Genomic DNA, 24,893 nt, shown 5'->3' with positions numbered 1-24,893 from the left:
GTTCATGCTTTGTACACATCTGATTCCTATATTGAAGACGCCTTTGGCCTTCTGTGGACCCTCAGAACCCAGGATTGATTGACATGCTAACGCGCAAACAACACGAGCTTTTGATGTTCATTCACGAGCGCCTGAAAGAAACAGGCATTCCGCCCTCTTTTGATGAAATGAAGATGGCGCTCGATTTGAAATCGAAATCAGGTATTCACAGGCTTATCGTGGCCCTTGAAGAACGTGGCTTTTTGCGCCGCATGCCCAATCGGGCGCGCGCAATGGAAATTATCAAGCTACCGGAATCTGTGTCACCAAGCTTGGCTGCGCCTCGTAGCACAGGGTTTTCACCGAGTGTCATTGAAGGCAGCCTTGGCAAGAAACGTGAAACTGTCGCCCCGGCGAATGATACCGGTTCAGAACAGGAAGATGCATATTCTGTAACCATTCCCGTAATGGGAAGGATTGCTGCTGGAACGCCCATCTCCGCAATTCAGACCCACAGTCATACCATTCCGGTTCCGGCGGATATGCTGTCGTCGGGAGAGCATTTTGCGCTGGAAGTGCGTGGAGATTCCATGATCGAAGCCGGCATTCTGGATGGGGATACGGTTGTCATCAAAAAGGGCTCAACAGCTGATACAGGCGATATTGTCGTGGCTCTGATTGATGATGAGGAAGCCACCTTGAAACGGCTGCGCCGAAAGGGTGGATCCATCGCTCTGGAAGCCGCCAATCCGGCCTATGAGACCCGTATTTTTGGCCCGGATCAGGTGTCCGTCCAGGGCAAGTTGATCGGTCTTTTGCGGACTTACTGAAATTAGAGCATTTGTTTGGAGTTTGAACTCAGTTGAACCATCGATTTTGAATCCCAATTCAGGCCGTGGTGTCTTCTGACTTTATATTAAATTCCATCCGGAAATTTATCAGTTCAACATCGCCTCTAACAACCGTTTGCTGTTGAACGACAGACCAGTCACGCTTTTCAAAAAAGCGCCGCGCCATATGGCTGGCGCGTGTTTGGAGGGCCGTTAATTGTCTGGTCCGGGCTTCTTTCATGATCACATCGTAAAGTTTTCCGGCCACACCGGACCCCATTGCCTTGGGATGGACAAAGGCCAGATCAATGACGCCCTCTTCCGTGAGTGTCATAAAGCCAAGAAGCTCGCACTCCTAATAAGCCATAACGCTGTATTGCGCAGCCATTCGGTCACGCCATTTGGCTACATCAGGAATGGCGGGCGCCCATGCATTTCTTTGTTCTTGCGTGTAAACAGCCTTTGCGCCTGTCTGGACCGCTTCAAAGAACAGATTGGCGGCAGCCGGGGCATCCCGGTCCTGAAACTGTCGAATTGATAGTCTCTGCACCATCTTCAGCTCTGAGACTTGGCCAGTTCCATGTAGTCCAGAGGAAGTGTGCTCGTGTTCTTGATTTCTTCCATGGCAAAACTTGAACTGACATCAGATATGTCAATTTTGGCAATCAGCTTCTTGTAGAATTTATCGTAGGCGGCAATGTCCGGCACGACCACTTTCAGAAGATAATCGACCTGGCCGCTCATGCGGTAAAAAGAGACGACTTCCGGAAATTCGCTAATGACTTCTGCAAAGCGAGTCAGCCATTCCTTGCTGTGCTGATTGGTGCTGATGGAGATAAAAACGGAAACCCCTGCCCCGACAAGAGCTGGATCCAAAACAGCAACACGCTGTTTGATGACACCGTCTTCCTCCATCTTCTGAATACGCCGCCAACAAGGTGTTGTGGAAAGGCCAACGCGTTTGCCGATTTCTGCGACCGGCACAGTGCTGTCTTTTTGCAGGATTGCCAGAATACCGCGATCAATTCTGTCCATATCAACCTCGTTGAGACGTCAAAGTGAGCCCCTCTTACAGGAACCTTGGTTCTACTGCCAGCGGCATTACTGCGGGCCGGACTCAATTGGGAGATCAGAGCGGCTCTCATCCAGAATTCGGGTGATCTGCTGGCGCAGGACCGGAAGTTGTTCCTGTTCAAACCACAGGTTCTTCTTAAGCCAGGCATTGTTGCGCCATGATGGGTGCGGCAGCGGCATAATGCGGGGCGTGCCTGCTGGATGCTCGCGATCATACCAATAATCCCGCCAGGCACCGACCGTCTCTGTCAGCGTTTTTTTCCTGTCCGGCCCCAGATGGTAGGCAATGGCGTATTGACCGATCGTCAAGAGCAGCTCGACCTGTGGCAGGCTGGCAAACAACTCATCGTGCCATCTGGCCCGGCATTCAGGCCTTGGCGGCAAATCCGATCCTTTTTCATTCTGTCCGGGAAAGCAAAACCCCATGGGAACGATTGCAATTTGCGCAGGGTCATAGAATGTTTCGTTGTCCAGTCCGAGCCATTCCCGCAAACGATCACCTGACCGATCTGTGAATGGTCGCCCGGATTCATGCACGCGCGTGCCCGGTGCCTGACCACAGATGCAAATACGAGCCGTAGACGATACCTGTAAAACCGGCCTTGGCGCATGCGGCAAAGGTTTGCGCAAGGGTTGTTCAACACAAATGCGGCAAGCGCGAATGTCGTTCGTGAGTTGGTCCAGGGCATTCATACTCAATAGTCCGTTCCGTGAAACCGCCGCCAGTCTTCAGGTTGCTCAAAGTCCAACGCCCAGAGTCCTCGGCCTGCGAGTGCCGCCAGAACTTCAAGGGCTTTGTAGTCACCATAGGAAACAGCCCAGCCATCATGAACCATTTGCGCATTAAGCGTTGCCTGTTCTCCAGCTGTTACCAGGGCACCCCTGACCGGATCATTATTGGTGTTGCCGCGACAGACGGCAAGCTGACGCCCATGCTTGTCAGTGCCATGATCGGCACAGGACACGGATGCAGCAGCCACCAATCGAGCCAGATGCTGTTTAGCCAGCACTCCACATTGTACGGCTCTTCCATCGCGCAGACATGTCTGCTGCAGTTCCGGCGCGTCGATGCCAACCAGCCGCAGGCGGGTTTCGCCGATTGCCAGAGAATCGCCATCGACCACTCTCAGGGATGAGCCAAAAGGCTCATAGCTGTCATCCTCAAACCAGAGGACCAGCATCGCAATAATCAGGATAAAACCTGCCGCTTTGACCAGATCCCAAATTTTCAAAAGACGAGCCCTGTTTCGGTCTTCTTAATTGTCGTTCTTGTCGGACACACCCGCCTGATCGAAGGTTGCCATTCCCGAATGGACAGCGGCCGCTGATTTGACAATACTTGCTGCAATGGCAGCGCCACTGCCCTCGCCCAAACGCATATTGAGATCCAGCAACGCTTTTTTTCCAAGGCGCTCAAGGACAGCGGCATGAGCCTGTTCGTCCGAAATATGGGAAAACAGACAATGATCGATCGATGCCGGACTGACCGAATGCAAAATGGCGGCTGACGCGGTGGCCACGAAACCGTCGACAATGACTGGTATGCGCTCTACGCGCGCTGCCAGCATGGCGCCACACATGGCAGCAATTTCACGCCCGCCAAGCCGTCGCAGAACTTCCAGCCCGTTTGACTTGCTGACACTGGCCCGACCGACAGCGCGGCGCACAGCATCCGTCTTGCGTTGCAGGCCTGCAGCGTCAACGCCAGTGCCAATGCCAACCCAGTCTTCAGGACGACCGCCGTAGAGCGCGTAGAAAATGGCCGCCGCGACCGTCGTGTTTGCAATACCCATTTCGCCGATACACAACAAATCTGTTCCGCCAGCGATGGCCTCCATGCCGAACGCCATGGTTGCTGCGCAGGTCTTTTCATCAAAGGCGTCTTTCGAGGTTATGTCCGGAGTTGGCAAATCCAACGCCAGATCAAAAACCTTGAGACCCAGATTATTAGCCGTGCAAAGCTGGTTTATGGCCGCTCCCCCGGCAGAAAAATTCTCGACCATTTGTTGTGTCACACTGGCAGGAAAGGCTGAAACTCCCTGCTCCGCAATCCCGTGGTTTCCAGCAAAGATGGCAACCAGAGGACGGTTCACTGCCGGCGGTGCCTTGCCCTGCCAGGCAGCCAGCCATTCCACAATCTCTTCCAGTCGACCCAGAGAGCCCGCAGGTTTGGTCAATGTCGCGTCGCGCGCACGCACGGCGTCAACGGCCTCGGTCACGGGACCTGGAAGAGAACGGATCAAATCCCTTATGTCTTCAAATGGAAGCGCTGTTACGGATGCACTCATGTGTCTTTAAGCCTATCGAATGATGGGGGCTGTCAGGCCTTGGGTGACATTGATATCTGATTCATGCTCATTGCCAACAATCTCATTCGATCTATAAAGCGCCTATGAGAAGACGCAAGGTGGCAAACAGCATGAAACTGCGCCAAAATGAAGATGAACAGGGTCCGGCAAAAGGCATTCTCGCGTTGCTGCGCGCGGTTCCCGGCGATTTTCTGGTCTGTCTGACATTCTTCACGCGGCTGCCCGCCTTTTTGTCAGTTGACCACACACGGCCCATGTCCAGAGCCGCCCAAATGTTCCCGGCCATTGGCCTGGTCATCGGCATAATCGGTGCTCTGGTTCTGTCTTTCGGGACCATGTTGCAACTGCCTTATTATTTAATCTCTGTTCTGACGATTACAGCGATGATCATCGCTACCGGTGCCCTGCATGAAGATGGGCTGGCAGACATGATCGACGGTTTCGGCGGTGGTCATGACCGCGAGCGCAAGCTGGAAATCATGAAGGACAGCCATATTGGCACCTATGGGGTTCTGGCCCTGCTCCTGTCTCAAGTCATGCGGGTGATTTTGCTTGCGTCTCTATTGCCAAGGGGCCTCGACCTTGCAATCACCGTTCTGCTTGCAGCACAGATGATCTCACGCGGGTACAGCATGTTTCTTTGGGCAGGTCTTCCGCCTGCACGTAGCAATGGTCTATCCAAACAGGCGGGACAACCTCAACGCCGAGCGCTTGTAATGGCGTTGGTAACAACCTCCGTCGCCCTTCTATGCCTGTTGCTGCCAAACCTGAACATTATCGCCATTCTGTTTGCAACTGCGCTCAGCGGGCTTGTCAGCTATTTGATGATCGTGCTGTGCCGAGGTCAGATTGGCGGACAGACCGGAGACACAATCGGTGCCACCCAGCAACTTTGTGACCTTGCTTTCATGACAGGCATTCTTATTTCTCTAGGCATCGCTAAGGAATTGCTATGAAATCACCCTGTGTCAAAGTCTGCCTGATTGATGAGCCCACCCGACAGTGCCTTGGCTGTGGCCGCACGCTGCGCGAAATCGGTGGCTGGGGCCAGATGAATGACGCTGAGCGGGATGCCGTCATGGAAACATTGCCGCAACGCATGGTGCATCTGTCACAGGTGCCCAGTTGAGCTACTTCTGGGCACTTTTGATCGGCCTTGCAGCCCTTTTGATTGTGCTGGTCGTCAGGCATGATTCCGGCACAGTTCTGGGCCTCGACATTGGCAGCTTCGGGCGAATGGGTGTGTTGCTTGCCCTTCTGGCATTTGTCAGCGTCGGCGTATTCCGTGGGCTGCGTGCATCAGATGTTCTCAAAAATGCGCTGATCTGGGTTCTGATCGCGCTGGCGCTCGTCACGATCTATTCCTTCAAGACTGAACTACAGATGGTTGCGAGCCGCGTCACCGGTGAGCTTATTCCCGGCATGGCTTTGACCAGTGTCGATGGCAATTCAATTATGGTCAGCCGAGGGCGCAACGGGCATTTCTCCCTGAGTGTCGAGATTGAAGGAACGCCCGTCGATATGCTGGTTGATACGGGTGCAAGCACAGTGGTGCTGACCTATGAGGATGCTCAAAAAGTCGGAATTGACGTTAGTTCACTGAGTTTTCAGTCACCGGTCGAGACGGCCAACGGCATGACCTTTTTTGCGCGTATTGTGCTGGACAACATCAAAGTGGAAAACATCGAACTGGACACGGTTCGTGCTGCCATTGCCCAACAGGGAAATTTGAAACAGAGCCTTTTGGGGAACAGTTTTCTCGACCGCCTGTCCTCATATGAATTTACGGGCTCACAATTGGTATTGCGCCCATAAAGAGAGCTGTGCCCGCATTTTGGCGCACCCCCGAAATGTCTGACACCAGATACATTTCCGTGTTTTATTTCCATATTTATGTGCTACTTTTTATCAAAAAGGAGAGCTGAAAATGAAAAATCTTGTTCGTAATCTGGCAATCGGATTGATGTGCGCCGGTGCAACGGTCTCGCAATCAATGGCGGAAGAGTGGCGTTTCAACAACTTTCTTCCCGAGACTCGTCCTGAATCAGCGGAGCTGAATAAATTCACCGACGAGGTCAATGCGAAGCTTGGCGATGCACTCGAAGTCAAGATATTTGGCGGTGGCTCTCTTGGGCTGAAAAACACAGATGCCCTGCGCTTTTTGCCGTCTGGAGCTGTCGAAATGAGCCTGTTATGGGCAAATTATCTCGGCCGCGACGCCCCGGCTCTCAGCTCGGTGTTTATTCAGGGATCAATCGGAACGGTGGACGAGTTGGAAAAAGCACTTCCGACAGTGCGCGACATTTACGAAGAGGAGTTTTCGAACTGGGGCGTCTCCTCGGTTGGTTATGTGGCCATTCCCATGCTCTCGGTTTCAGTGTTCTGCCGCGATGAGCCTGTGCGCACAATTGAGGCTTTGAAAACCAAAAAACTGCGCGTCTGGGCACGTGATCAGGTCGAGACATTCACCCGCCTTGGGGTGTCAGCACAGATCATTCCACAGGAAGAAATGTATGTGGCAATGAAAACAGGTGTGGTGGATTGCGCGCTCTATCCTGCACTTTACGCAAGCACTGTATCCCTGCAGGAAGTCTCAAAATACGCGTCGTTCCTTTATCCAATGGCATCCGGTCCCTATGTGATTGGTGTATCGACTGATCGCTGGGCCGAAACAGATGATGCTGTGAAAGAAGCGATTACAAGTTCTGCCAAAGATCTGTGGGATCGCACCAACCAGTATGATGATGATTTCGAACGTGAATTGGCTGCACGTGAAGATATGGTCGCAGCAGGCATCGAATGGGGCGAAGATTTCCCGGAAGAAGACCGTGCTGTCTTTCTAGAAGCCGTGTCCGAAACCTGGGGCATTCTTGCTGAAGATGCAGGTGGCAATGCACCTGCCTATCGCCAACGTGTATTGGACGCACTGGGTCGCTGATCCTAGAGCGATCATGCACCACACTATAAGAAACCTTATACGGCAAGGGCTGGAAAAACTGGCCCTTGCCCTTGCCTCCATTGCTGTTCTTGGGATGGTCAGCATTGTTGCCATCATAATCACCAGCGTCATCATGCGTAAGTTTGCCAATTCACCGCTTCACATCACTGAAGAAGTGGTTGGATTGCTGTTGAGCGTGTCTTTGTTCCTGGGGTTACCAATGGTAACGCTGAAGGCAAAACATGTACGCGTTGCACTGCTTGCCAACATGTTGAACAGAAAACTGCAAACTCACCTTCAAACCATTGCTTTGATTGTCGCAATTGGTTTCTTTTCCTGGTTGATCTACAAAGCCATTCCCTGGTTTGAATTCGGCCATCGGCTTAATCTGAAGACCGAAACCACCCGCATTTTGCTGTATCCTTGGATGGCCATGTTGCCGCTCTCGCTCTCTGTCACCTGCGCCATTTTGCTAGCAAGACTGCTGGGGGTCATTGACCGGGTTGAAGAGACCGAAGCTGAAATCAAAACCGGGTTTGTGCGTCATGAAGAGACCGCGCCCTGATGTTTTGGACCACTCTTATCGGCGTGCTGGTTGCCAGCGCTGGCACCGGCATGGCCCTTGGCGCTGCGCTCGGCCTGACCGGCATGGTTATTCTCTACTTTTTCTCCAATGGCGCGACGTCTCTGGCCATTGATGCCATTTGGAGCGTCTTCAATTCGTTCACGCTCAGCGCCGTTCCCATGTTCATTCTGCTTGGGGAAATCCTGTTGCGGAGCGGCATCAGCGAAAAAGCCTATTCTGCTTTTACACCACTGTTTCGGAAAATTCCCGGCGGCTTGCTGCATACCAATATCGCTGTGTGCACACTGTTTGGCGCTGTGAGCGGTTCCAGCCTGTCAACCGCAGCTGCGGTCGGGTCTGTCGCCTATCCCGAAATGTCGAAACGTGGCTATGACAAGGATACCGTCGTTGGTAGTCTGGCCGGTGGCGGCACTTTGGGGCTGTTAATACCTCCCAGCCTGTCCTTTCTGATTTTTGGCGCGCTGACTGAAACATCCATCGGGCGATTGTTTGCCGCAGGTCTGCTCCCCGGCCTGATGGTTGGCGGTCTGTTCATGCTGTATATTCTAGTGCGGTGCCTGCACGCCCCTCATTTGGCGCCGCGCAGTCCTGTTCCGGTTTCAATCCTGCAAACAGTGAAAGGGTTCGGTCAGATATGGCCTTTGCTGGCGCTGATCTTTCTTGTCATTGGCACGATTGTCATTGGCCTGGCCACACCAACGGAAGCTGCAGGCGTGGGCGTTGTTCTTGCCGCGATTATTTCCTCTATCTGGGGTGATCTGACTTTTCGCAAGCTGATCGAAGCCCTCTACAATTCGGTGTTGCTGTTTTCTGCTATCGGGTTTCTGGTGCTTGGAGCCACCATTCTGGCCCAATCCGTCAGCGTTTTGGGTATTCCGCAGCAAATTCTGGAAGTCGTCGGCGAAAGCGGTCTTGGCACCCATAGCGTGCTGTTCACGGTCATTATCATCTATCTGATACTGGGCTGTTTCTTCGATGGTCTGTCCTTGATGATCATGACCTTGCCGGTTGTGTTTCCGCTATTAACGGGTCTTGGCTTTGATCCTATCTGGATCGGCGTCATCATTACGATTGTCATCGAAATCGGACAGATCACACCGCCGGTCGGACTGAACCTTTCGGTACTGACAGCTTTGACCAACAATGAGATCAGTCTTGGCCGGGTTGCAGTTGCAACCATTCCCTATTGGCTCATTCATCTGTTCGCAATTTTTCTGCTGACGCTGTTTCCGATGATTGCGCTTTATCTACCCGGACTGCTTTTCTGAGATCATCGAAGGAGTGAGCTTTGTGGAATTGAAACCAAAATTGTTTGGGCCCATCTGGGCGGAATACGATGGAAGCGACACGATCAAATTCAGCCATTCCAAACAGTCTGGGCCAGAGATGTCATTTGCCAAAAACTCGCCAGTAGACACGCTTCTGGCGTCACTGGGGCATTGCATTGTCATGTCAGTGCAATGGGCTGCGGCGCAGCGGAAAGTGGATCTGAAGCCCTTTAAAGTTGAAGTACTTGGAACCAAGGCGCTTGATGAACCCGGTCGTCTTCAAAAGATTGACGTGGCTGTGATTGGGCCTTTTGTTGACGATGCTGGGCTCGGTGAGCGCATTTTGAAACAGGCCAAGGCAATCTGCACCGTCAGCAACAGTCTGAACTGTGACGTGACCGTGTCGCAAACGGATTGAGCTTGCTTCGGCACCTTTAGGATAACGCATTGAAAGATATTGAGCTTACAGGCCGGGAGGTCCCGACGGATACCGCGACCACACTGGCAATGCTGGAAAGTGATCCAGCCTCGGTCTATCGCCGTCTTCGACGCGAATCACCAATTGTACGCCTTGAAGCGCTGGGGCGCATTGTCTTCAGCAAAGCCGATGATACGCATCGGATAAAGTCGGATACCGAACATTTTGGTTGCTACGATACGACCACGCCTATGCAGCGTGCGTTCCGTGGTCACACATTAATGCGGAAGGATGGGCCGGAGCATTTGAGGGAACGCCGCGCAATGGCTGGCGCGTTTACCGCTGACACCATCACAAGCCACTGGCGACCAGAGATTGAGAGCATTGTTGATGAGCTTCTGGACGGATTACCACAGAGCGGTTCAGTCGACTTGTTCACCGCATTCGCCAGTCCACTTGCTGCCCACTATGTAAAGCTGGTTCTTGGGCTTGAAAGCGCAACGGAAGCGCAGCTTCTTGATTGGGCACCAACTCTGATCCAGGGCGCAATGAATGCGCAGTTTAACGCTGATGTATTCGCGCGCTGCGATACAGCGAATGATGACATGGATGCGTGTTTCAACGAGATGGCACACAGGTACCGGCAAACACCCAACAAATCTGCCCTTTCAGAAATGGTGAATGGGGATGAGCCGCTGCCATTCAGTCAGATTGGAACCAATATGCGGGTCTGTATTGCCGGCTCGCTCGTGGAAAGCCGGGATGGCTTTCTCTCTACGTTGATTGGCATTTTGGGCGATCCGAAGCAGAAACAGTTTTGTGTTGAGACAAATGCCTGGCGTGCTGCCTGCGAGGAAGGGCTGAGATGGATCGCGCCCATTCAGGCCAATGCCCGAGTGGTGCTGAAATCAACCGTAATACGCGGATTTTGCATTCCCAAAGGTGAGACAGTCATGGTGCTGCAGGCTTCGGCGAACCATGATGAAGATATTTGGGAGAAGCCGGACCAATTTGATGCACGCCGCACCATCAAACCCAATCAGACATTTGGAAACGGGCCCCATAAATGCCTCGGCTCCGATCTTTACAAAATGTTGATTGCGGATGTGGTTTTGCCCAAACTGTTTGAGCGTTTCCCTCAGATTTCGCTGGAAAAGCCGACAGACATTACCTTCCACGGCTTTGCTTTTCGTGGTCCGAAATCCTGCAGCGTTCAACTTGGATAATTGCACTCCCGAAACGGCCCAAAAATTGTCTGGTTGAACCTTTTCCAAACTGTTGAGCCGGTATCAAGCAGGGACAAACAGCTCAGCTTTATCGTGAATTCTCTGTTGCTCCGCAATCATGACGGCCAGAGCGGCCTCAACCACTTCTATGCCTGCATTTGGTTTGACAGCTTCGGTGCTGAGGATTTGCCGATAGCGGCGGGCGCCCGGCGCTCCATGAAACAGGCCGATCATATGCCGTGTGATCTGATGCAACCGACCACCGGCCTCCAGATGCTGCTCAATGATTGGATACATTTTACGAACGGCTCCATGCAGGTCTTCCGGCATTGCGGGGGCACCGTAGATTTGGTGATCCACCTGGCACAGGACCGCAGGTTGATGGTAAGCGACCCGGCCCATCATCACGCCATCTACATGCTTTAAATGAGTATCCGCCTCAGCCAGATTGCCAATGCCCCCATTGATGCCAATGAAGACATCGCCCAGCCGCTGTTTCAATCGGTAGACACGATCATAATCCAAAGGCGGGATGTCCCGGTTTTCTTTCGGAGACAGACCGTCGAGCCAGGCTTTGCGAGCGTGGACCCAAATCGCATCCACACCCTGATCAAGACAGGCGTCAGCCAGCGCATCCAAAGCGATCTCAATGTCCTGATCATCGACCCCAAGACGACATTTCACCGTGACTGGCATGTCCACCACTTGTTTCATGGCGTCAACACACTGTGCAACGAGTTTTGGAGACTTCATGAGGCAAGCTCCGAATATTCCGGATTGCACCCGGTCAGAGGGGCAACCGACATTCAGGTTTATCTCGTCATAGCCATAATCAGCCGCGATTTTTGCCGCTTCTGCAAGCTTCACAGGGTCAGATCCACCAAGTTGCAGAGCCACCGGTTGCTGACCAACAGGAATGCTCAGATGCCGATCACGATCACCATGCAGGATAGCGTCGGCCACAACCATTTCAGTATACAACAAAGCTTCCTGCGACAGGATGCGATGAAATGACCGGCACCAGCGGTCCGTCCAATCCATCATCGGCGCGACGGAGAGTATTTTTTTGTTATTTTTCAATACTTTATGATACATTACAGATATCTAAATCGAGAACAAATTTGATCGGACTTCAGGAACAAGTTCCTGGCAGGTGAATGTTGCATGGAAACCGAGCGTATGATCGACATGGGGATCGAGCCTTTCAAATCCTGCCGCAAACAAGCAAACACAATTACAGGTTTGATTAGCCTACACATTGCGGACTTACAAGAAGCTGGTAATCCACTTCCGCGTTCCAAACCTCCAATTCTAGCGCGTTTTGGCAAATGGGAGTTGGGTTGTCACGCATGCAACCAATGAGCAAAACCACTGTTTTGTTCAATTAAGGCAACGGCAACACTCCTAGAACAACAGGGTGCAGGATAAGGAGCAATGTGAACCCCAAAACGCCTGCGGTAATCCGAAGCCAATATCCCGCCCACGAACCCTGCATTGAAATCAACGGCGCGGAATCAACGGTTTGGAGTAACGACACCCATTCCAATTTACCCAGCAAGCGTTGTTTCCTGCGATCAACGATTGCCATGCCTGCCAATGCAAAGACCGCAAAAACACCGAACAGGATGGTGTGCGCCAGATCGCCGTTTGGCAAAATATGCAATGCGGACCATCCGGCCAGCGCCAGCAACATCGGATGGCGTATCCAGCGGATCAACCCCGGACGATGTGGATCGAACCGCTCATTATGAAACCCGCCAAAGGAAAACGGATTGGGGCGAGTTATTGTCAATGCGAACAGAAGACACACCAAAAGCATGCCGACAAAAATCGTATATCTTTGCCATGGGGCTTGATCCCAAAGCAGCACGAACGGCGCATTTCCTGCTGCCGCAATAAGCCAGATAATCATTCCAAGAGATAATATCGAATAGACAATAGTAAAACCACGCGGTCCAAGCATGCTTACAAGCCAGGATTTGACCTTTGGCCGTACCGGAAGGGAATGGGTCAGGAAAAAGACGCCAAATGCTGCCGCGAAGGGCAGCCAGTTCACTGAGATATTCCCGGCTTTGGCCGCAGCAACAATCCGCCATAGGCAATCACAAAACCGCCAAATGCGCCAATCCACAACAGTGCTGAGAGGCTGTAGAGTGTCATTGCAATATCAGGGAATGCCCCGGCAACCAGACGGACTGAAACCGACGCAATGAGCGCAATGTAAATCGCAAGTGTCGCCAAACCAGCGCGAAGATCGCGGCCGGTATGCCCAAGTGTTGCGCGCGTCATAACCGCCAGCGTCATCAGGCCCGTCGCCCCCGCCATCCAGACATGTTGGGAGGAAGCCATACCCAAAACTTCAGGGAACAGAATATTTATTCCAACAAACAAGGCCCCAAGCGGAACAAGGGCATAGCCAAAGTGCAACACCCAAACCAAGGGTTCTGCCAAGGTGCTCAAGCCTTTCCATCTTAAAAGCCGAATGGCCTGGACCACTGACAACAGCAACAGCATGAGACCGGTGATGGTTCGCTCTGGCCATATGACCCACAACGCCAACCCCGCCAGGGTTACCAGCAGGGCGACCTTATCGAAGGGTTGCATTGGTGGAACCGGGAGAGAGAGACGACCGGCTTTCACCAGCCAGTTACGTGTAAAGGAGGGAATAATTCGCCCTCCAATAACCGAAATCATCATGAGCGCCGATGCCAGTCCCAGACGCAGGCCGAAGCCCTGTGCCGCGTACATGCCCTGCCCTGCCTCCAGGTGAAACAGCAAATTGGCCAAGGTGAACATTGCAAGCATTGCCAATACAAGAAGATTGCGCCAGTTTTTGCCTGCGACTATTTCCCTTGCGATCATGACACCCAAGGCAACTGGAAAAGCCAGATCAATCAACGCAACCAAGACCGCCGGAATCAAATCAGAGACCGCCAATACAAGACGACCCGCAATCCAAAGCGCAACCAACCAACCAAGACGCCAGCCCACTATCGGCAAACGTCCAGTCCAGTTTGGAACTGCCGTCAACAAAAATCCGGCAATAATCGCACTCAAGTATCCAAAGAAAAACTCATGAGCATGCCATGACACCACGTCGAAACGCGTCGGCAAGGTGAGACCACCTGAAAGCATTGATACCCACAATACCATCGCCAAGGCGGCCCAAAGCGCACCAAATAAAAAGAAGGGGCGAAACCCGAAAGACAGTATTGCCGGTCCGCTCCATTCACGTATCTGCTCTGCGGAAGTCTGCGCCACCTTAGCACCCCATTTCATCATGATCCTGCCCGCACCGCTTGGGATCGAGCGCATTTAAAGAAGCACGTTTCCGTATCATGCCAAGAAATTGCGGTGTGCCGACGTTTCGCGCCAATTGAGCCGCATTGGTTGTGAGCGTGATCTCATCCGGTTCTCCCATCTTTGCAACAGGTGCAGCGAAGGTCACAGAGTTGCCGAATTGATCGACAGATTTTTTTGCGGGGCGAGTGTACTGGCAGCGTCTTCGTGCTCCAATCCGGCGAACCACGACGAAACAGATGTTTGATCAAACGGCAACTCAATGCCCAGATCACCGGCAAATATCTGCCAGTCTTTACGATAATTCTCACGCGTGGCTGTCAAAACCGGAATACCGGCCATCAGGGCGGTACTGATCAAATCCCGGAACCCTTGTCCCTGGGACTCGCCTTTTCCAAAACGGTTCAACACCAGCAGATCGCATCCCTCCTGTATATGCTGATCGAGATAAGCTGAGCACTCTGCCATTGCGCCCGGATGCAAGCGACAACCGCTTGAACCTGAACCAAGGGGCTGGGAAATTCTGAAAACTTTACCTGTACCGATGGCTTTCAGGTCCATGTCCGAGCAATAGCATTCGCCCTTGGCGCCGCTGCGTGATTGCAGCACACCACATATCCGAAGACCGGAAGCCAGCCTGGTTGATACGAATGCCTCCAAAAGCTTGTCGATATCCTGATCATCACCAAAGTGGATTGCCGCCAACATCGAACCGGCCACGTTCTTCTCCTCACTTACAAAATGGTTGCCACAGCAGATGGTCACCTGGCTCAACAACATTGCAATCGGGACCGACACGCCCAAGTCCATCAGCGAAGGCCAATGGAAAAAGGGTTGCAGATACAGAATTGCCAAGACGTTCCAATTTCGGAAGTTCACTTGCTCTGCCCTGGCAAACCCTGACTGGAAAATACTCGGCTCGACCGGGCTTTCTACGCCATGAGAAGTTCGCAATGGCTGCCTGCGTGCGCACCCGTTGATCCATTTCTCCACACAGTTTCAAAACCTGCGGTTTCACGAATAGGTGAAATCCGACAAATGATGCGAAAGGATTGCCGGGAAGCGCCGTAAATACGGCATTATTAAGCTTCCCGAACATGACAGGTTTTCCAGGTTTGATGGCCACTTTCCAGTTTTTCACAAAGCCGCCTGATGCCAAAAATGCTTCCTTGAGGAAATCACGCTCACCGACGGATGCTGATCCTGTTGAAACAATGAGGTCGAAGTCGTCGCGACATCGTTCCAATAGTTCCTGGGTTGCCCTGCGATCATCCGGCAACGCGCCAAGATCGACAGCCTGTATTCCAAATTCTGTAAAAAGTGCCAACAGCATCGGTTTGTTGCAGTCATATATCTGACCGGGTTTAGCCTTCTCACCGGGCTCGATCAATTCATCGCCTGTCGAAAACACGGCTACTTTTGGCAAACTTCGAACATTGATTGCGCCATATCCATTGGCTGCAAGCAGCCCAATGTGATGGGATCTGATCCGCGAACCTTTTGCCAATAACAATGCGCCACGTCCTGTTTCGCTGCCCGCGTGACGAATGTTTGCACCTGATTCAGGTTTGAAATCAAATGATAATGACCCGTTCTCCAACCGGCAATTTTCCTGCGCTATGACGGCGTCAAAACCGGGCGGCACCGGTGCACCTGTAAAGATACGCACAGTCTGGTTTACTATTAATTCAGCGATTGTTTCTGAAGGCTGCGTGCCGGCAGCAACCGTTTCGGTCAACAACAGTTTCCAGGGACCATTTCCTGAGAGTTTGAACGTTGAAACCGCATAACCATCCATCGCCGAATTGTTGAAGAACGGCATTGCCGCAGGTGCGTGAAGATCCTTGGCGGCAACCCGGTTGAGTGCACCGCCGAGTGAAACGAGTTCCGTCCCAACGAGGGGCGTTACCAGGTCGAGTGCCACGGTTCTCGCGGCTTCAACATCTAAAATGTCCCGGTCCGCGCTGATTGAACCACATTCGCAATCCTGCAGATCAAGCGTTTTCATCTCATGTCGCCTTTCGCTCCAAATTGGTAATTGCAATCAAGATCGCGCAGCAATCCGTCGTGTAATCCGTAAACCCAACCGTGGATTTTGAGGTCCTTCCCTCGCTTCCAAGCTGACTTGATAATGGGTGTACGGGACAGATTGCGCACTTGGGATTCAATACTCAATTCACACAGATCATCCAGCATGGCCTGCTCATCCTTGATGTCAGCCAAATGATCCTCAAACTTATCGGCCACATCTCGAACAGGCTGCAGCCAGTGATCGATAATACCGTGGCGATGACCATCCATGGCTGCTTTCACCCCGCCACATCCATAATGACCGCAGACAATGATGTGCTTTACTTCAAGGGTCTCAACGGCGAATTCCAGAACCGAAAGAAGATTGAGGTCTGCCCGATGAACAAGATTTGCTACGTTACGATGAACAAAGACCTCACCCGGTTCCAGTCCGGTGATTACGTTTGCAGGAACGCGGCTGTCAGAACAGCCAATCCACAGAAATTCGGGTTTTTGCAATGCGGCCAGGCGTTCAAAGTATTCGGGGTCTATGCGCCGCCTCTCGGCAGCCCAAGACGCATTATGCTCTAAGAGACGGTCAATCATTTAAAACCACACCTCTGCGCGCAGCCATTCGTTGGCCGAAATCTCTGCAGTCCTCTTCAGTCAATCTTGCCCGTGCCAGCGGCAGCACTATGGAATTTTCGACAATGAGATGCTGACGCTCATTGGCCGCGAAACGCTTAAGTAAGTCCGCAGCTTTCTCACTGAGAGCGTTGCTCCCACCGGCTTTGGTAATTTGTTCCAGAACCAATATAATATCTTTGGCATCTTCCCCATCGCTCGCATGTTCTTCGGTCAATTGCCGAAGCACCTCATCGATTTCATCCTCGGGTTTTGCGCGCCTGCACAACATAGGGAACAAGCCCTTTTCCTCATCCAGAAGGTGCGGTTGAAATTCCGATTTAAGATACCCCAAGACAGCCATCACCATTTGAACATCGGGGCTGCTTCCACTCGCAATTTCATCAAGCAAAGCGCACAAAGCGCGCTGGCGAAAATGGTCTGCAAAAATGTATTCAATCGGCTCGTTAAAGAGGTCATCGGGGAGCGGAGCACGCAGCGTTTCAAGTGCTGATAAACTGGATTCTTTGCTTTTTTCCATTCCGCCCTCCCTGATTAATTAACCGAGTTTCACTGCACCAGAGGCGACGAAGCCCCCTCAAGATTTATTCCGGTTATTTTGGCCTTCCCCGCAAGAATGCCGATATATTGAGATGCGGCCTTCGACCAGGACGAAGCTTCCAGCCAAGCCCCAATCTTGTCTTCGACATATTCAAACGGCAACAGTTCGCCCGGAACCTTGTTGACCAAATAAATTATGTGAAATCCAAAGCGGCTCCCAACCGGTTCTGGCCAAACCTGACCGGGCTCCATTTTTTCCAGAACAGCCTCAAACTCAGGAACAGTTGCCCCCCTTGTGAGTTGGCCAAGGTTTCCGCCTTCTTTGGCAGATGAACAGGATGAAAATTCTTGGGCCATGCGGGAAAAATCTGAGATTTTACCTTCCAGTTTTTCGATCAGAGTTTTCGCAAGCTGCATGTTGGCGGCGGTTTGCATATCATCTTTGCTCGAAACCAGAATGTGCCGAGCTTCATAGATCGTTTCCGAATGGAAGGCTTTGCTATTGACCTGATAATAACGCCGACGCTCGTCTTCCGAGGTGACCGGTGTTTGAACCTCTTGCTCAATCAGCAGTCGTACCAACGCATCCTCCACTGTTTCAGTTCTGTCTTCACTGTGGCGCTCTTGAACAGGATCTATGTCGAGCGCGCGCGCTTCCTGCAACATCAATTCCCGGATGACCAACGCCTTAGCCGCGCTAATCAGGGCTTCACCGGGGTTTTTTGCAGGGTGCTGTTGCGCTTCAGCCATTATCTCTGCTTCCGAAATAGCAACGCCGTTGACCGAAACCTCCGCCAGAACGGGTTTTGCCTTAGGCGGAACTTTTGTGTCCGGCTCGACATATCCGTCATAGCTTTTTGGAAGGTCGGTTGCCGGTTGATCGTTGCAGGAACAGCCGTCCCCACATCCGGATTCAGGCTTTACAAAAGGGTCTTTAACTAGGGTAACCATGGTATCACTCCGCAGGAATTTTTGGCGCAGGGCGCACATTTTTTTGACGCGTAATCTGGTAACCTGGCCGCCACAGATAGCGGACGGGAACACTCAACATGTGCACCAATCGCGAAAACGGGAAGAGCAGGAAAATAGTCAATCCAAGGATTATGTGCGCCTGATATGAAAAGGCTAAACCAGAGATGAGATCCGCTGTCCCGTCGGTGCGGAACGTCAAAATGCGCTGAGCCCATTCAGACAATCGAAGCATAACGGAACCGTCACTGTGCTGAAGCGAAAATGGGACGGTCAACAAACCAAGCATCAACTGCACCCACAAAATCAACAGTATTGCCGTGTCAGAGAAGGTAGAAGTTGCCCGTATGCGGGCATCAAATAAACGGCGGTGTGCCAACATCGAAATGCCGATGAAACAAACAGTACCGGCGATCGAGCCAGCGATGATCGCAAGCAGCTGTTTTTGCTGCGCGGAGATGAAATTTTCATATATAAAGTGCGGTGTCAGGAGGCCAACGGCGTGACCAAAAAAGAGGAAAATCACGCCGACATGAAATAGGACTGAGCCCCACATCAGTTGTTTACGACGGAGCAATTGGCTGGACCCGGATCGCCAGGAATAAGGTTCTCGATTGTAACGCAAGACGCTGCCAATAATCATGACTGCCAAGGCGATGTAAGGATACACGCCGAATAAAAGATGATGAATATAGTTGGCCATGGCTAGCGCGCCTCCCCTGATGCTGATGTTGCCGCAGGACTGACTTCATGGTTTGCTTTGCGCTGCGAAGCTCGCATCTGCCGTTGCAAACGGTCAGGACCACAGTCGCCTTCTCCTGAATTGCCGCCAAATTTGACGACTTCCTCTTCCCAGATCGCATCCAAAGCCTCCAGATCGTCAGGATCATCTTCAGGCCGGGCAAGAATTGTGTCGACAAGCGCTTGATCTGGCTTCGATTTTACAAACAGTTCCAAAGCACGGAACACACTGGCGTAGATGGATTTGCGCTTCTTCAGGCGTTCCCCGATTGCTGATATGATATGCAGAGTCTGCGTAAGCATTTCCTGCGCTTCGCTCTCGTTGCGGGTGGCAAGATACTCCAGAAACAGCGGTAAGAAGTCAGGCAGTTCTTTCTCATCAATAGAAAGTCCGTTTTCCTCATACACTGCCATCAAGTCGACCATCGCCTGACCACGGTCACGGCTTTCGCCATGAACATGTTCAAACAGATGAAGCGACAGCGCGCGCGTCCGATCAAACAGGAACACGTAGCGTTCCTGAATATCGTACAAGTCGCCTTCGGCAATGTTTCGCGCCAAATCAACAAGCAGCTTTACTTCGCGCTTTTTGTTTTGGTTCCCTCCTTCGAGAATCTCCACAAGTTCAGGCAATGCTGCATGAATTTCCAAGGTTGGGTAGGACAGCAGGATTGATGCCGTTTTCAATACTGTGATCATCAAAATAACTCCTTGAACAGGTCAGTCGGGGTTTGAGTTGTGCGCGGTTTTTTGCCACCGAACATGTCGCTGTCATCGCCCCCCGATGAACACCCATTGCCAAACGAAAATCCGCATGAACCTCTCAGATCGTATGCGTCTTCGGTGATTTCGCGATGGGATGTTGGAATGACGAAACGATCTTCGTAATTCGCGATCGCCATGATGTGATACATGTCTTCGATCATCTGGCTGGTAAGCCCGACTTTCTTGGCGATAGCTTCATCGATAACGCCATCGACTGTTTTCGACCGCATATAGCTTCGCATCGCGAGCATGCGCTCAAGGGCGGATATCACTGGTGCTTCCTTCCCGGCGGTCAGAAGGTTGGCAAGATACCTAACCGGGATCCGCAGATTTCTGACATCCGGCATATCGCCTTCAATACCGATTTTTCCGGCTGCTGCCGCATTCTGGATCGGTGACAATGGCGGTATGTACCAAACCATTGGGAGCGTTCGGTATTCAGGGTGCAGCGGGAACGCGACTTTCCAATCCATCGCCATCTTATAGACGGGCGATATCTTTGCAGACTCAAGCCATGCTTCAGGAATGCCGTCCTTTCGCGCCTGCTCGATGACCGCAGGATCGTGTGGATCAAGGAACACCTTCAACTGCTCTTCATATAAATCCTGCTCATTGGCGGTAGATGCTGCCTCTGAGATTTTATCAGCATCATAAAGGAGCACACCAAGATAACGGATGCGTCCCACGCAGGTTTCGGAGCAGACCGTCGGCTGACCGGCTTCAATGCGTGGGTAACAGAATGTACATTTTTCGGATTTGCCAGACTGCCAGTTGTAGTAGATTTTTTTGTAGGGGCATCCGGAGACACACATGCGCCATCCACGGCATTTTTCCTGGTCAATCAGAACAATGCCATCATCTTCGCGTTTGTAGATTGCGCCCGAAGGACAGGCCGCAACGCAAGTTGGGTTGAGGCAATGCTCACACAAACGAGGCAGGTACATCATGAAGGTGTTTTCGAATTCTCCGTAAATCTCTTTTTGGATCCCTTCGAAATTGTAGTCTTTGGATCGTTTGGAGAATTCGCCGCCCAGGATTTCTTCCCAGTTCGGACCCCATTCAATCTTCTCCATTCGCTCACCGGTTATTGCTGAGCGTGGCCGTGCGGTAGGGGTCGTTTCTACTTCCCCCGCTGTTTGCAAATGGCCATAATCAAAGTTGAATGGCTCGTAGTAATCGTCAATTTCAGGCAGATCCGGATTGGCGAAAATCTTGGCAAGAATGCGCCACTTGGCACCCATCTTGGGTTCGATTTTACCACTGGCTTTGCGGACCCATCCGCCATTCCAGGCTTTTTGGTTTTCCCAGTCTTTCGGATAGCCAATACCGGGTTTTGTCTCGACATTGTTGAACCAGGCGTATTCAACGCCTTCGCGGTTCGTCCAGACCTGTTTACAGGTCACGGAGCAAGTGTGGCACCCGATACATTTATCGAGATTCAAGACCATGCCGATTTGAGCGCGAATTTTCATTCTGCTGCCTCCTTGGATACTGTGGAAAGGGCATCAACAGATTTGGGCTGTCCCTCGCGATACGGGCCTTCCATCCAGTCGACCTTTGTCATCTTTTGAACAATCACGAACTCATCGCGGTTTGATCCGACGGTTCCGTAGTAGTTGAAGCCGTAGGAAAGCTGCGCATATCCGCCAATCATATGGGTCGGCTTGGTTATCGCTCTTGTGACGGAGTTATGAATACCGCCACGGTGTCCGGTGATCTGTGAACCCGGTGTATTCACGATTTTTTCCTGCGCATGGTACATGTAGACCGTACCTTCTTTCATGCGCTGCGAGACGACCACACGGGCCACAATGGCACCGTTGATGTTATAAACTTCGACCCAGTCATTATCGACGAGACCAGCCTTTTTAGCGTCCACCTCGGAGATCCATACGACCGGGCCGCCACGGTTCAGCGTGAGCATCAGCAAATTGTCTGAATATGTGGAGTGAATGCCCCATTTTTGGTGCGGTGTGATGAAGTTTAGAACCAGCTGCGGCTCGCCGTTCGATTTGGCATCGATGACGGGGTTCACGGCTTTTGTATCAATCGGAGGGCGGTAGACGCAGAAGCCTTCGCCGAAGGCACGCATCCACAGGTGATCCTGATAGAGCTGTTGCCGGCCCGAGAGCGTCCGCCAGGGGATAAATTCGTGAACATTGGTGTAGCCCGCATTGTAGCAAACCTTCTCGGATTCAAGGCCTGACCAAGTGGGAGATGAGATGATCTTGCGCGGCTGAGCCACAACATCGCGGAAGCGAATTTTCTCATCCTCTTTCGGCAATGCCAGATGCTGATGTTCAAGGCCGGTCTGCTTTTCAAGTGCGGCCCACGCTTTGACCGCAACTTCACCGTTGGTTTCTGGGGCAAGCGATAAGATCATCTCGGATGCATCTATATCGGTTTCAATTTTTGGTCGTCCCTTTGAAATACCCTCATCGGTTACGATGCCATTGAGCTTGCCAAGCAACTCAACTTCATGATCGGTATTCCAGGAAATCCCCTTCCCGCCATTGCCCAGTTTTTCCAGAAGCGGACCAACGGACGTGAACTGTTTGTAAAGGTTCGGATAATCCCGTTCCACCACGACCACATTCGGCATGGTTTTTCCCGGTATCATGTCCGTTTCGCCCTTCTTCCAGTCTTTCACATCAAATGGTTGGGCCAGCTCATTAGCGCTGTCATGGAGGATTGGAACGAGCACCACATCCTTCTCCTTACCCAGAACTTCAGGCGCAACTTCGGAGAATTTCTTGGCAATGCCCTTGAAAATATCCCAGTCGCTGCGTGCTTCCCAAGCCGGATCTGCAGCGCTGGTGAGCGGATGAATGAATGGATGCATATCTGAGGTGTTGAGATCGTTTTTCTCATACCAAGTCGCAGTTGGAAGAACGATGTCGGAATAAACGCACGTCGTAGACATCCGGAAGTCAAGTGTCACCAGAAGGTCAAGTTTCCCCTCAGGTGCTTCATCATGCCAGACTGCTTCTTTCGCGCGTTGACGCCCTTCTTCGCCCAGATCCTTGCCCAAAACACCATGGGAGGTGCCAAGCAGATGCTTGAGAAAATACTCATGCCCCTTACCGGATGAGCCCAGAAGATTAGAGCGCCAGACGAACAGGTTTCTCGGCCAGTTCTCTTCCTTATCGGGATCTTCGCAAGACATTTTCAGCTTGCCGGATTTCAACTGCGCGGCAACATAATCCTTAGGTTCTTTCTTGGCTTTGGCCGCAGCCTTGGCGATCTCCAGTGAATTGGTTTCCAATTGAGGGGCAGATGGCAACCAGCCCATGCGTTCTGATCGAATATTGTAGTCGATCAACGTCGCATCCCAATCTCCCGCAGGCGCTGTCGGGGAAATGATTTCGTCGACCTTGAGTGTTTCGTAGCGCCATTGGTCGGTGTGCGCATAGAAAAATGACGTGGAGTTCATCTGGCGTGGCGGGCGGCTCCAGTCGAGGCCAAATGCAAGCGGCAGCCAACCGGTTTGCGGGCGCAGTTTTTCCTGCCCGACATAGTGGCTCCAGCCGCCGCCGGATTGGCCGATACAACCGCACATGACCAATAAATTGATGATGCCGCGATAGTTCATATCCATGTGGTACCAGTGGTTCAGGCCGGCCCCGAGGATAACCATTGAACGGCCGTTTGTTTTTTCGGCATTTGATGCAAATTCACGGGCGACCGTGATAATCTGTTCTTTGGAAACGCCCGTGATTTTTTCGGCCCAGGCCGGAGTATAAGGTAGATCCTCATCATAGGATTTGGCGCTGTTCGCATCATCAAGCCCCCGGTCGAGCCCATAATTCGCCATGAACAAATCAAAGACTGTGGCAACGAGTGCATCACCGTCGGCGAGTTTCACTTTCTTGGCAGGAACCGAGCGAACTAAAACACTATCATGGTCGGTCCCCTCAAAATGGTCGTGTTCACGATTACCGAAATAGGGAAAGGCAACGCTGGCAACTTCATCATGATCGCTATCAAGGATCAGGGTCATTTCGAGATCCGTTTCCTTGCCTTTGTCATCATTGCCTTCAAGGTTCCATTTGCCCTGTTCGCCCCAACGGAAGCCGATGGAACCGTGAGGCACAATGACTTTTCCGGTTTGCGCATCGACAGCGACTGTTTTCCAATCAGGGTTGTTTTTTTCGCCAAGATCTCCCGGGAAATCGGAGGCTCGTAGCTGGCGTTCCGGAACGTAATTTCCATCCTGTTTCACCAGACGAACCAGCATCGGCATGTCCGTGTATTGGCGGCAATAATCATCAAAATATTCTGCCTGACGATCAAGATGGAATTCACGCAGGATGACATGGCCCATTGCCATGGCGAGCGCCGCATCGGTGCCCGCTTTCGGGTGCAGCCACATATCAGAAAATTTTGCTGCTTCAGAGTAATCCGGTGACACAACGACCGACTTGGCACCCTTGTAGCGGGCCTCTGTGTAGAAGTGTGCATCTGGTGTGCGGGTCTGCGGCACGTTGGAGCCCCACAGCATCAGGAAGCCGGCATTATACCAATCTGCCGATTCCGGCACATCTGTCTGCTCCCCCCAAGTCATCGGAGAAGCCGGCGGCAAATCGCAATACCAGTCATAGAACGACATGCAGGTGCCGCCCATCAGCGAAAGATAACGCGACCCCGCGGCATACGACACCATGGACATTGCGGGGATCGGTGAGAACCCGATGACCCTGTCCGGCCCCCATTTCTTCGCAGTGTAGGCATTTGCCGCTGCGATAATTTCGTTGACTTCGTCCCAGGTGGCACGAACGAGACCGCCATGACCGCGAACTTTGATATAATCCTGGCGCTTCTCAGGGTCTTCCTGAATGGCAGCCCACGCAGCTACGGGCTCTTTCATCACGCGTTCCTTGCGCCACTGCTTGAGCAAGCGCGCACGGATCAACGGGTATTTTACCCGGTTTGCCGAATACATGTACCAAGAATAACTGGCCCCGCGTGAACAGCCCCGAGGTTCATGGTTTGGAAGATCAGGTCTTGTGCGCGGATAATCGGTTTGTTGGGTTTCCCAAGTAACGATGCCGCCCTTCACATAGATTTTCCATGAGCAGGACCCGGTGCAGTTTACCCCATGCGTAGAGCGCACAATCTTGTCGTGCTGCCACCGTTTGCGATAGGCCTCCTCCCAATCGCGGTTTTCATTCGTTACAACGCCGTGGCCATCTGAATAGGTGTCGACATTTTTCTTCGCGAAAAAAGTAAGGCGGTCAAGGAGATGAGACATGTTCGGTACTTCCCTAATCTTGTTTGTTTAGCGGGGCCGGGCCG

The 24,893-nt window shown here is 52.1% G+C and carries 27 protein-coding genes and 1 pseudogene; 9 read left to right on the top strand and 19 right to left on the bottom strand.

The window, feature by feature from the left end:
• Positions 1-83: 83 nt before the first annotated feature.
• On the top strand, positions 84-809 hold the full coding sequence (lexA, locus tag RAL91_RS12975; protein ID WP_306256628.1) for a transcriptional repressor LexA: 726 nt from the start codon (positions 84-86) through the stop codon (positions 807-809).
• 58 nt (positions 810-867) lie between these two features.
• Here lexA and RAL91_RS12970 read toward each other — a convergent pair.
• From RAL91_RS12970 to cobT, 6 genes and pseudogenes are all read right to left on the bottom strand, one after another.
• Positions 868-1,146, bottom strand: a pseudogene (locus RAL91_RS12970) (GNAT family N-acetyltransferase); the annotation flags it as partial.
• Between the two features lie 18 nt (positions 1,147-1,164).
• Positions 1,165-1,362, bottom strand: a complete 198-nt coding sequence (locus RAL91_RS12965; RefSeq protein WP_306256627.1) for a hypothetical protein — start codon at positions 1,360-1,362, stop codon at positions 1,165-1,167.
• A gap of 2 nt (positions 1,363-1,364) precedes the next feature.
• Positions 1,365-1,844: an Lrp/AsnC family transcriptional regulator gene (locus RAL91_RS12960; protein ID WP_306256626.1), complete on the bottom strand. Its 480-nt coding sequence runs from the start codon at positions 1,842-1,844 to the stop codon at positions 1,365-1,367.
• Positions 1,845-1,910: 66 nt separating this feature from the next.
• Complete coding sequence (locus RAL91_RS12955; protein WP_306256624.1) at positions 1,911-2,576, bottom strand: uracil-DNA glycosylase family protein; 666 nt, start codon at positions 2,574-2,576, stop codon at positions 1,911-1,913.
• 2 nt (positions 2,577-2,578) lie between these two features.
• Entirely contained in the window at positions 2,579-3,115 is a 537-nt protein-coding gene (locus RAL91_RS12950) for a thermonuclease family protein (RefSeq protein ID WP_306256623.1), read from the bottom strand.
• Positions 3,116-3,139: 24 nt separating this feature from the next.
• Entirely contained in the window at positions 3,140-4,171 is a 1,032-nt protein-coding gene (cobT, locus tag RAL91_RS12945) for a nicotinate-nucleotide--dimethylbenzimidazole phosphoribosyltransferase (protein ID WP_306256622.1), read from the bottom strand.
• A gap of 131 nt (positions 4,172-4,302) precedes the next feature.
• Between cobT and cobS the strand changes: the two genes are divergently transcribed.
• From cobS to RAL91_RS12905, 8 genes are all read left to right on the top strand, one after another.
• Complete coding sequence (gene cobS / locus RAL91_RS12940) at positions 4,303-5,148, top strand: adenosylcobinamide-GDP ribazoletransferase (protein WP_306256621.1); 846 nt, start codon at positions 4,303-4,305, stop codon at positions 5,146-5,148.
• Positions 5,145-5,321: a DUF1289 domain-containing protein gene (locus RAL91_RS12935; RefSeq protein ID WP_306256620.1), complete on the top strand. Its 177-nt coding sequence runs from the start codon at positions 5,145-5,147 to the stop codon at positions 5,319-5,321. The genes cobS and RAL91_RS12935 overlap by 4 nt, the downstream gene beginning before the upstream one ends.
• Positions 5,318-6,007 (top strand): TIGR02281 family clan AA aspartic protease, encoded by a 690-nt coding sequence (locus tag RAL91_RS12930; RefSeq protein WP_306256619.1) that lies wholly within the window; start codon positions 5,318-5,320, stop codon positions 6,005-6,007. The genes RAL91_RS12935 and RAL91_RS12930 overlap by 4 nt, the downstream gene beginning before the upstream one ends.
• Positions 6,008-6,119: 112 nt before the next feature.
• Positions 6,120-7,130, top strand: a complete 1,011-nt coding sequence (gene dctP, locus RAL91_RS12925) for a TRAP transporter substrate-binding protein DctP (protein ID WP_306256618.1) — start codon at positions 6,120-6,122, stop codon at positions 7,128-7,130.
• Positions 7,131-7,143: 13 nt separating this feature from the next.
• Entirely contained in the window at positions 7,144-7,695 is a 552-nt protein-coding gene (locus RAL91_RS12920) for a TRAP transporter small permease (protein WP_306256617.1), read from the top strand.
• A complete protein-coding gene (locus tag RAL91_RS12915) occupies positions 7,695-8,984 on the top strand; it encodes a TRAP transporter large permease (RefSeq protein ID WP_306256616.1) in 1,290 nt (429 codons plus the stop codon). Before RAL91_RS12920 ends, RAL91_RS12915 begins: the two co-directional genes overlap by 1 nt.
• Before the next feature lie 22 nt (positions 8,985-9,006).
• Complete coding sequence (locus tag RAL91_RS12910) at positions 9,007-9,402, top strand: OsmC family protein (RefSeq protein ID WP_306256615.1); 396 nt, start codon at positions 9,007-9,009, stop codon at positions 9,400-9,402.
• Between the two features lie 29 nt (positions 9,403-9,431).
• Complete coding sequence (locus tag RAL91_RS12905) at positions 9,432-10,628, top strand: cytochrome P450 (protein WP_306256614.1); 1,197 nt, start codon at positions 9,432-9,434, stop codon at positions 10,626-10,628.
• Positions 10,629-10,691: 63 nt separating this feature from the next.
• Here RAL91_RS12905 and dusA read toward each other — a convergent pair whose 3' ends face one another.
• The 13 genes from dusA to RAL91_RS12840 form a co-directional block, all read right to left on the bottom strand.
• On the bottom strand, positions 10,692-11,723 hold the full coding sequence (gene dusA / locus RAL91_RS12900; protein ID WP_306256613.1) for a tRNA dihydrouridine(20/20a) synthase DusA: 1,032 nt from the start codon (positions 11,721-11,723) through the stop codon (positions 10,692-10,694).
• A gap of 289 nt (positions 11,724-12,012) precedes the next feature.
• The gene (locus RAL91_RS12895) at positions 12,013-12,684 is read right to left on the bottom strand and encodes an NnrU family protein (RefSeq protein WP_306256612.1); all 672 of its coding nucleotides are present in this window, start codon (positions 12,682-12,684) and stop codon (positions 12,013-12,015) included.
• Positions 12,681-13,889 carry an NnrS family protein gene (locus RAL91_RS12890; RefSeq protein ID WP_306256611.1) on the bottom strand — a complete coding sequence of 403 codons (1,209 nt, stop codon included), beginning with the start codon at positions 13,887-13,889 and terminating at the stop codon, positions 12,681-12,683. Before RAL91_RS12890 ends, RAL91_RS12895 begins: the two co-directional genes overlap by 4 nt.
• A 1-nt stretch (position 13,890) precedes the next feature.
• Positions 13,891-14,076, bottom strand: coding sequence for a hypothetical protein (locus RAL91_RS12885; protein ID WP_306256610.1), 186 nt, complete (start codon positions 14,074-14,076; stop codon positions 13,891-13,893).
• A complete protein-coding gene (locus tag RAL91_RS12880) occupies positions 14,073-14,648 on the bottom strand; it encodes a DUF2478 domain-containing protein (RefSeq protein ID WP_306256609.1) in 576 nt (191 codons plus the stop codon). The genes RAL91_RS12885 and RAL91_RS12880 overlap by 4 nt, the downstream gene beginning before the upstream one ends.
• 10 nt (positions 14,649-14,658) lie before the next feature.
• Complete coding sequence (gene glp, locus RAL91_RS12875) at positions 14,659-15,936, bottom strand: gephyrin-like molybdotransferase Glp (protein ID WP_306256608.1); 1,278 nt, start codon at positions 15,934-15,936, stop codon at positions 14,659-14,661.
• Positions 15,933-16,544, bottom strand: coding sequence for a carbonate dehydratase (gene can, locus RAL91_RS12870; protein ID WP_306256607.1), 612 nt, complete (start codon positions 16,542-16,544; stop codon positions 15,933-15,935). Before can ends, glp begins: the two co-directional genes overlap by 4 nt.
• A complete protein-coding gene (locus RAL91_RS12865) occupies positions 16,537-17,103 on the bottom strand; it encodes a hemerythrin domain-containing protein (protein WP_306256606.1) in 567 nt (188 codons plus the stop codon). The genes can and RAL91_RS12865 overlap by 8 nt, the downstream gene beginning before the upstream one ends.
• Before the next feature lie 29 nt (positions 17,104-17,132).
• Entirely contained in the window at positions 17,133-18,074 is a 942-nt protein-coding gene (locus tag RAL91_RS12860; RefSeq protein ID WP_306256605.1) for a peptidylprolyl isomerase, read from the bottom strand.
• 4 nt (positions 18,075-18,078) lie between these two features.
• Positions 18,079-18,795, bottom strand: a complete 717-nt coding sequence (gene narI, locus RAL91_RS12855) for a respiratory nitrate reductase subunit gamma (protein WP_306256604.1) — start codon at positions 18,793-18,795, stop codon at positions 18,079-18,081.
• A gap of 2 nt (positions 18,796-18,797) precedes the next feature.
• Entirely contained in the window at positions 18,798-19,532 is a 735-nt protein-coding gene (gene narJ / locus RAL91_RS12850) for a nitrate reductase molybdenum cofactor assembly chaperone (RefSeq protein WP_306256603.1), read from the bottom strand.
• Positions 19,532-21,070, bottom strand: a complete 1,539-nt coding sequence (gene narH / locus RAL91_RS12845) for a nitrate reductase subunit beta (protein WP_306256602.1) — start codon at positions 21,068-21,070, stop codon at positions 19,532-19,534. The genes narJ and narH overlap by 1 nt, the downstream gene beginning before the upstream one ends.
• Complete coding sequence (locus RAL91_RS12840; protein WP_306256601.1) at positions 21,067-24,849, bottom strand: nitrate reductase subunit alpha; 3,783 nt, start codon at positions 24,847-24,849, stop codon at positions 21,067-21,069. The genes narH and RAL91_RS12840 overlap by 4 nt, the downstream gene beginning before the upstream one ends.
• Between the last annotated feature and the right edge of the window lie 44 nt (positions 24,850-24,893).

Source organism: Pararhizobium sp. IMCC21322 (assembly GCF_030758295.1).
In the GTDB taxonomy this organism is placed as follows: Bacteria; Pseudomonadota; Alphaproteobacteria; order Rhizobiales.
The sequence above is the reverse complement of the archived record's forward strand: the minus strand, read 5'-3'. Positions and strand labels throughout refer to the sequence as shown.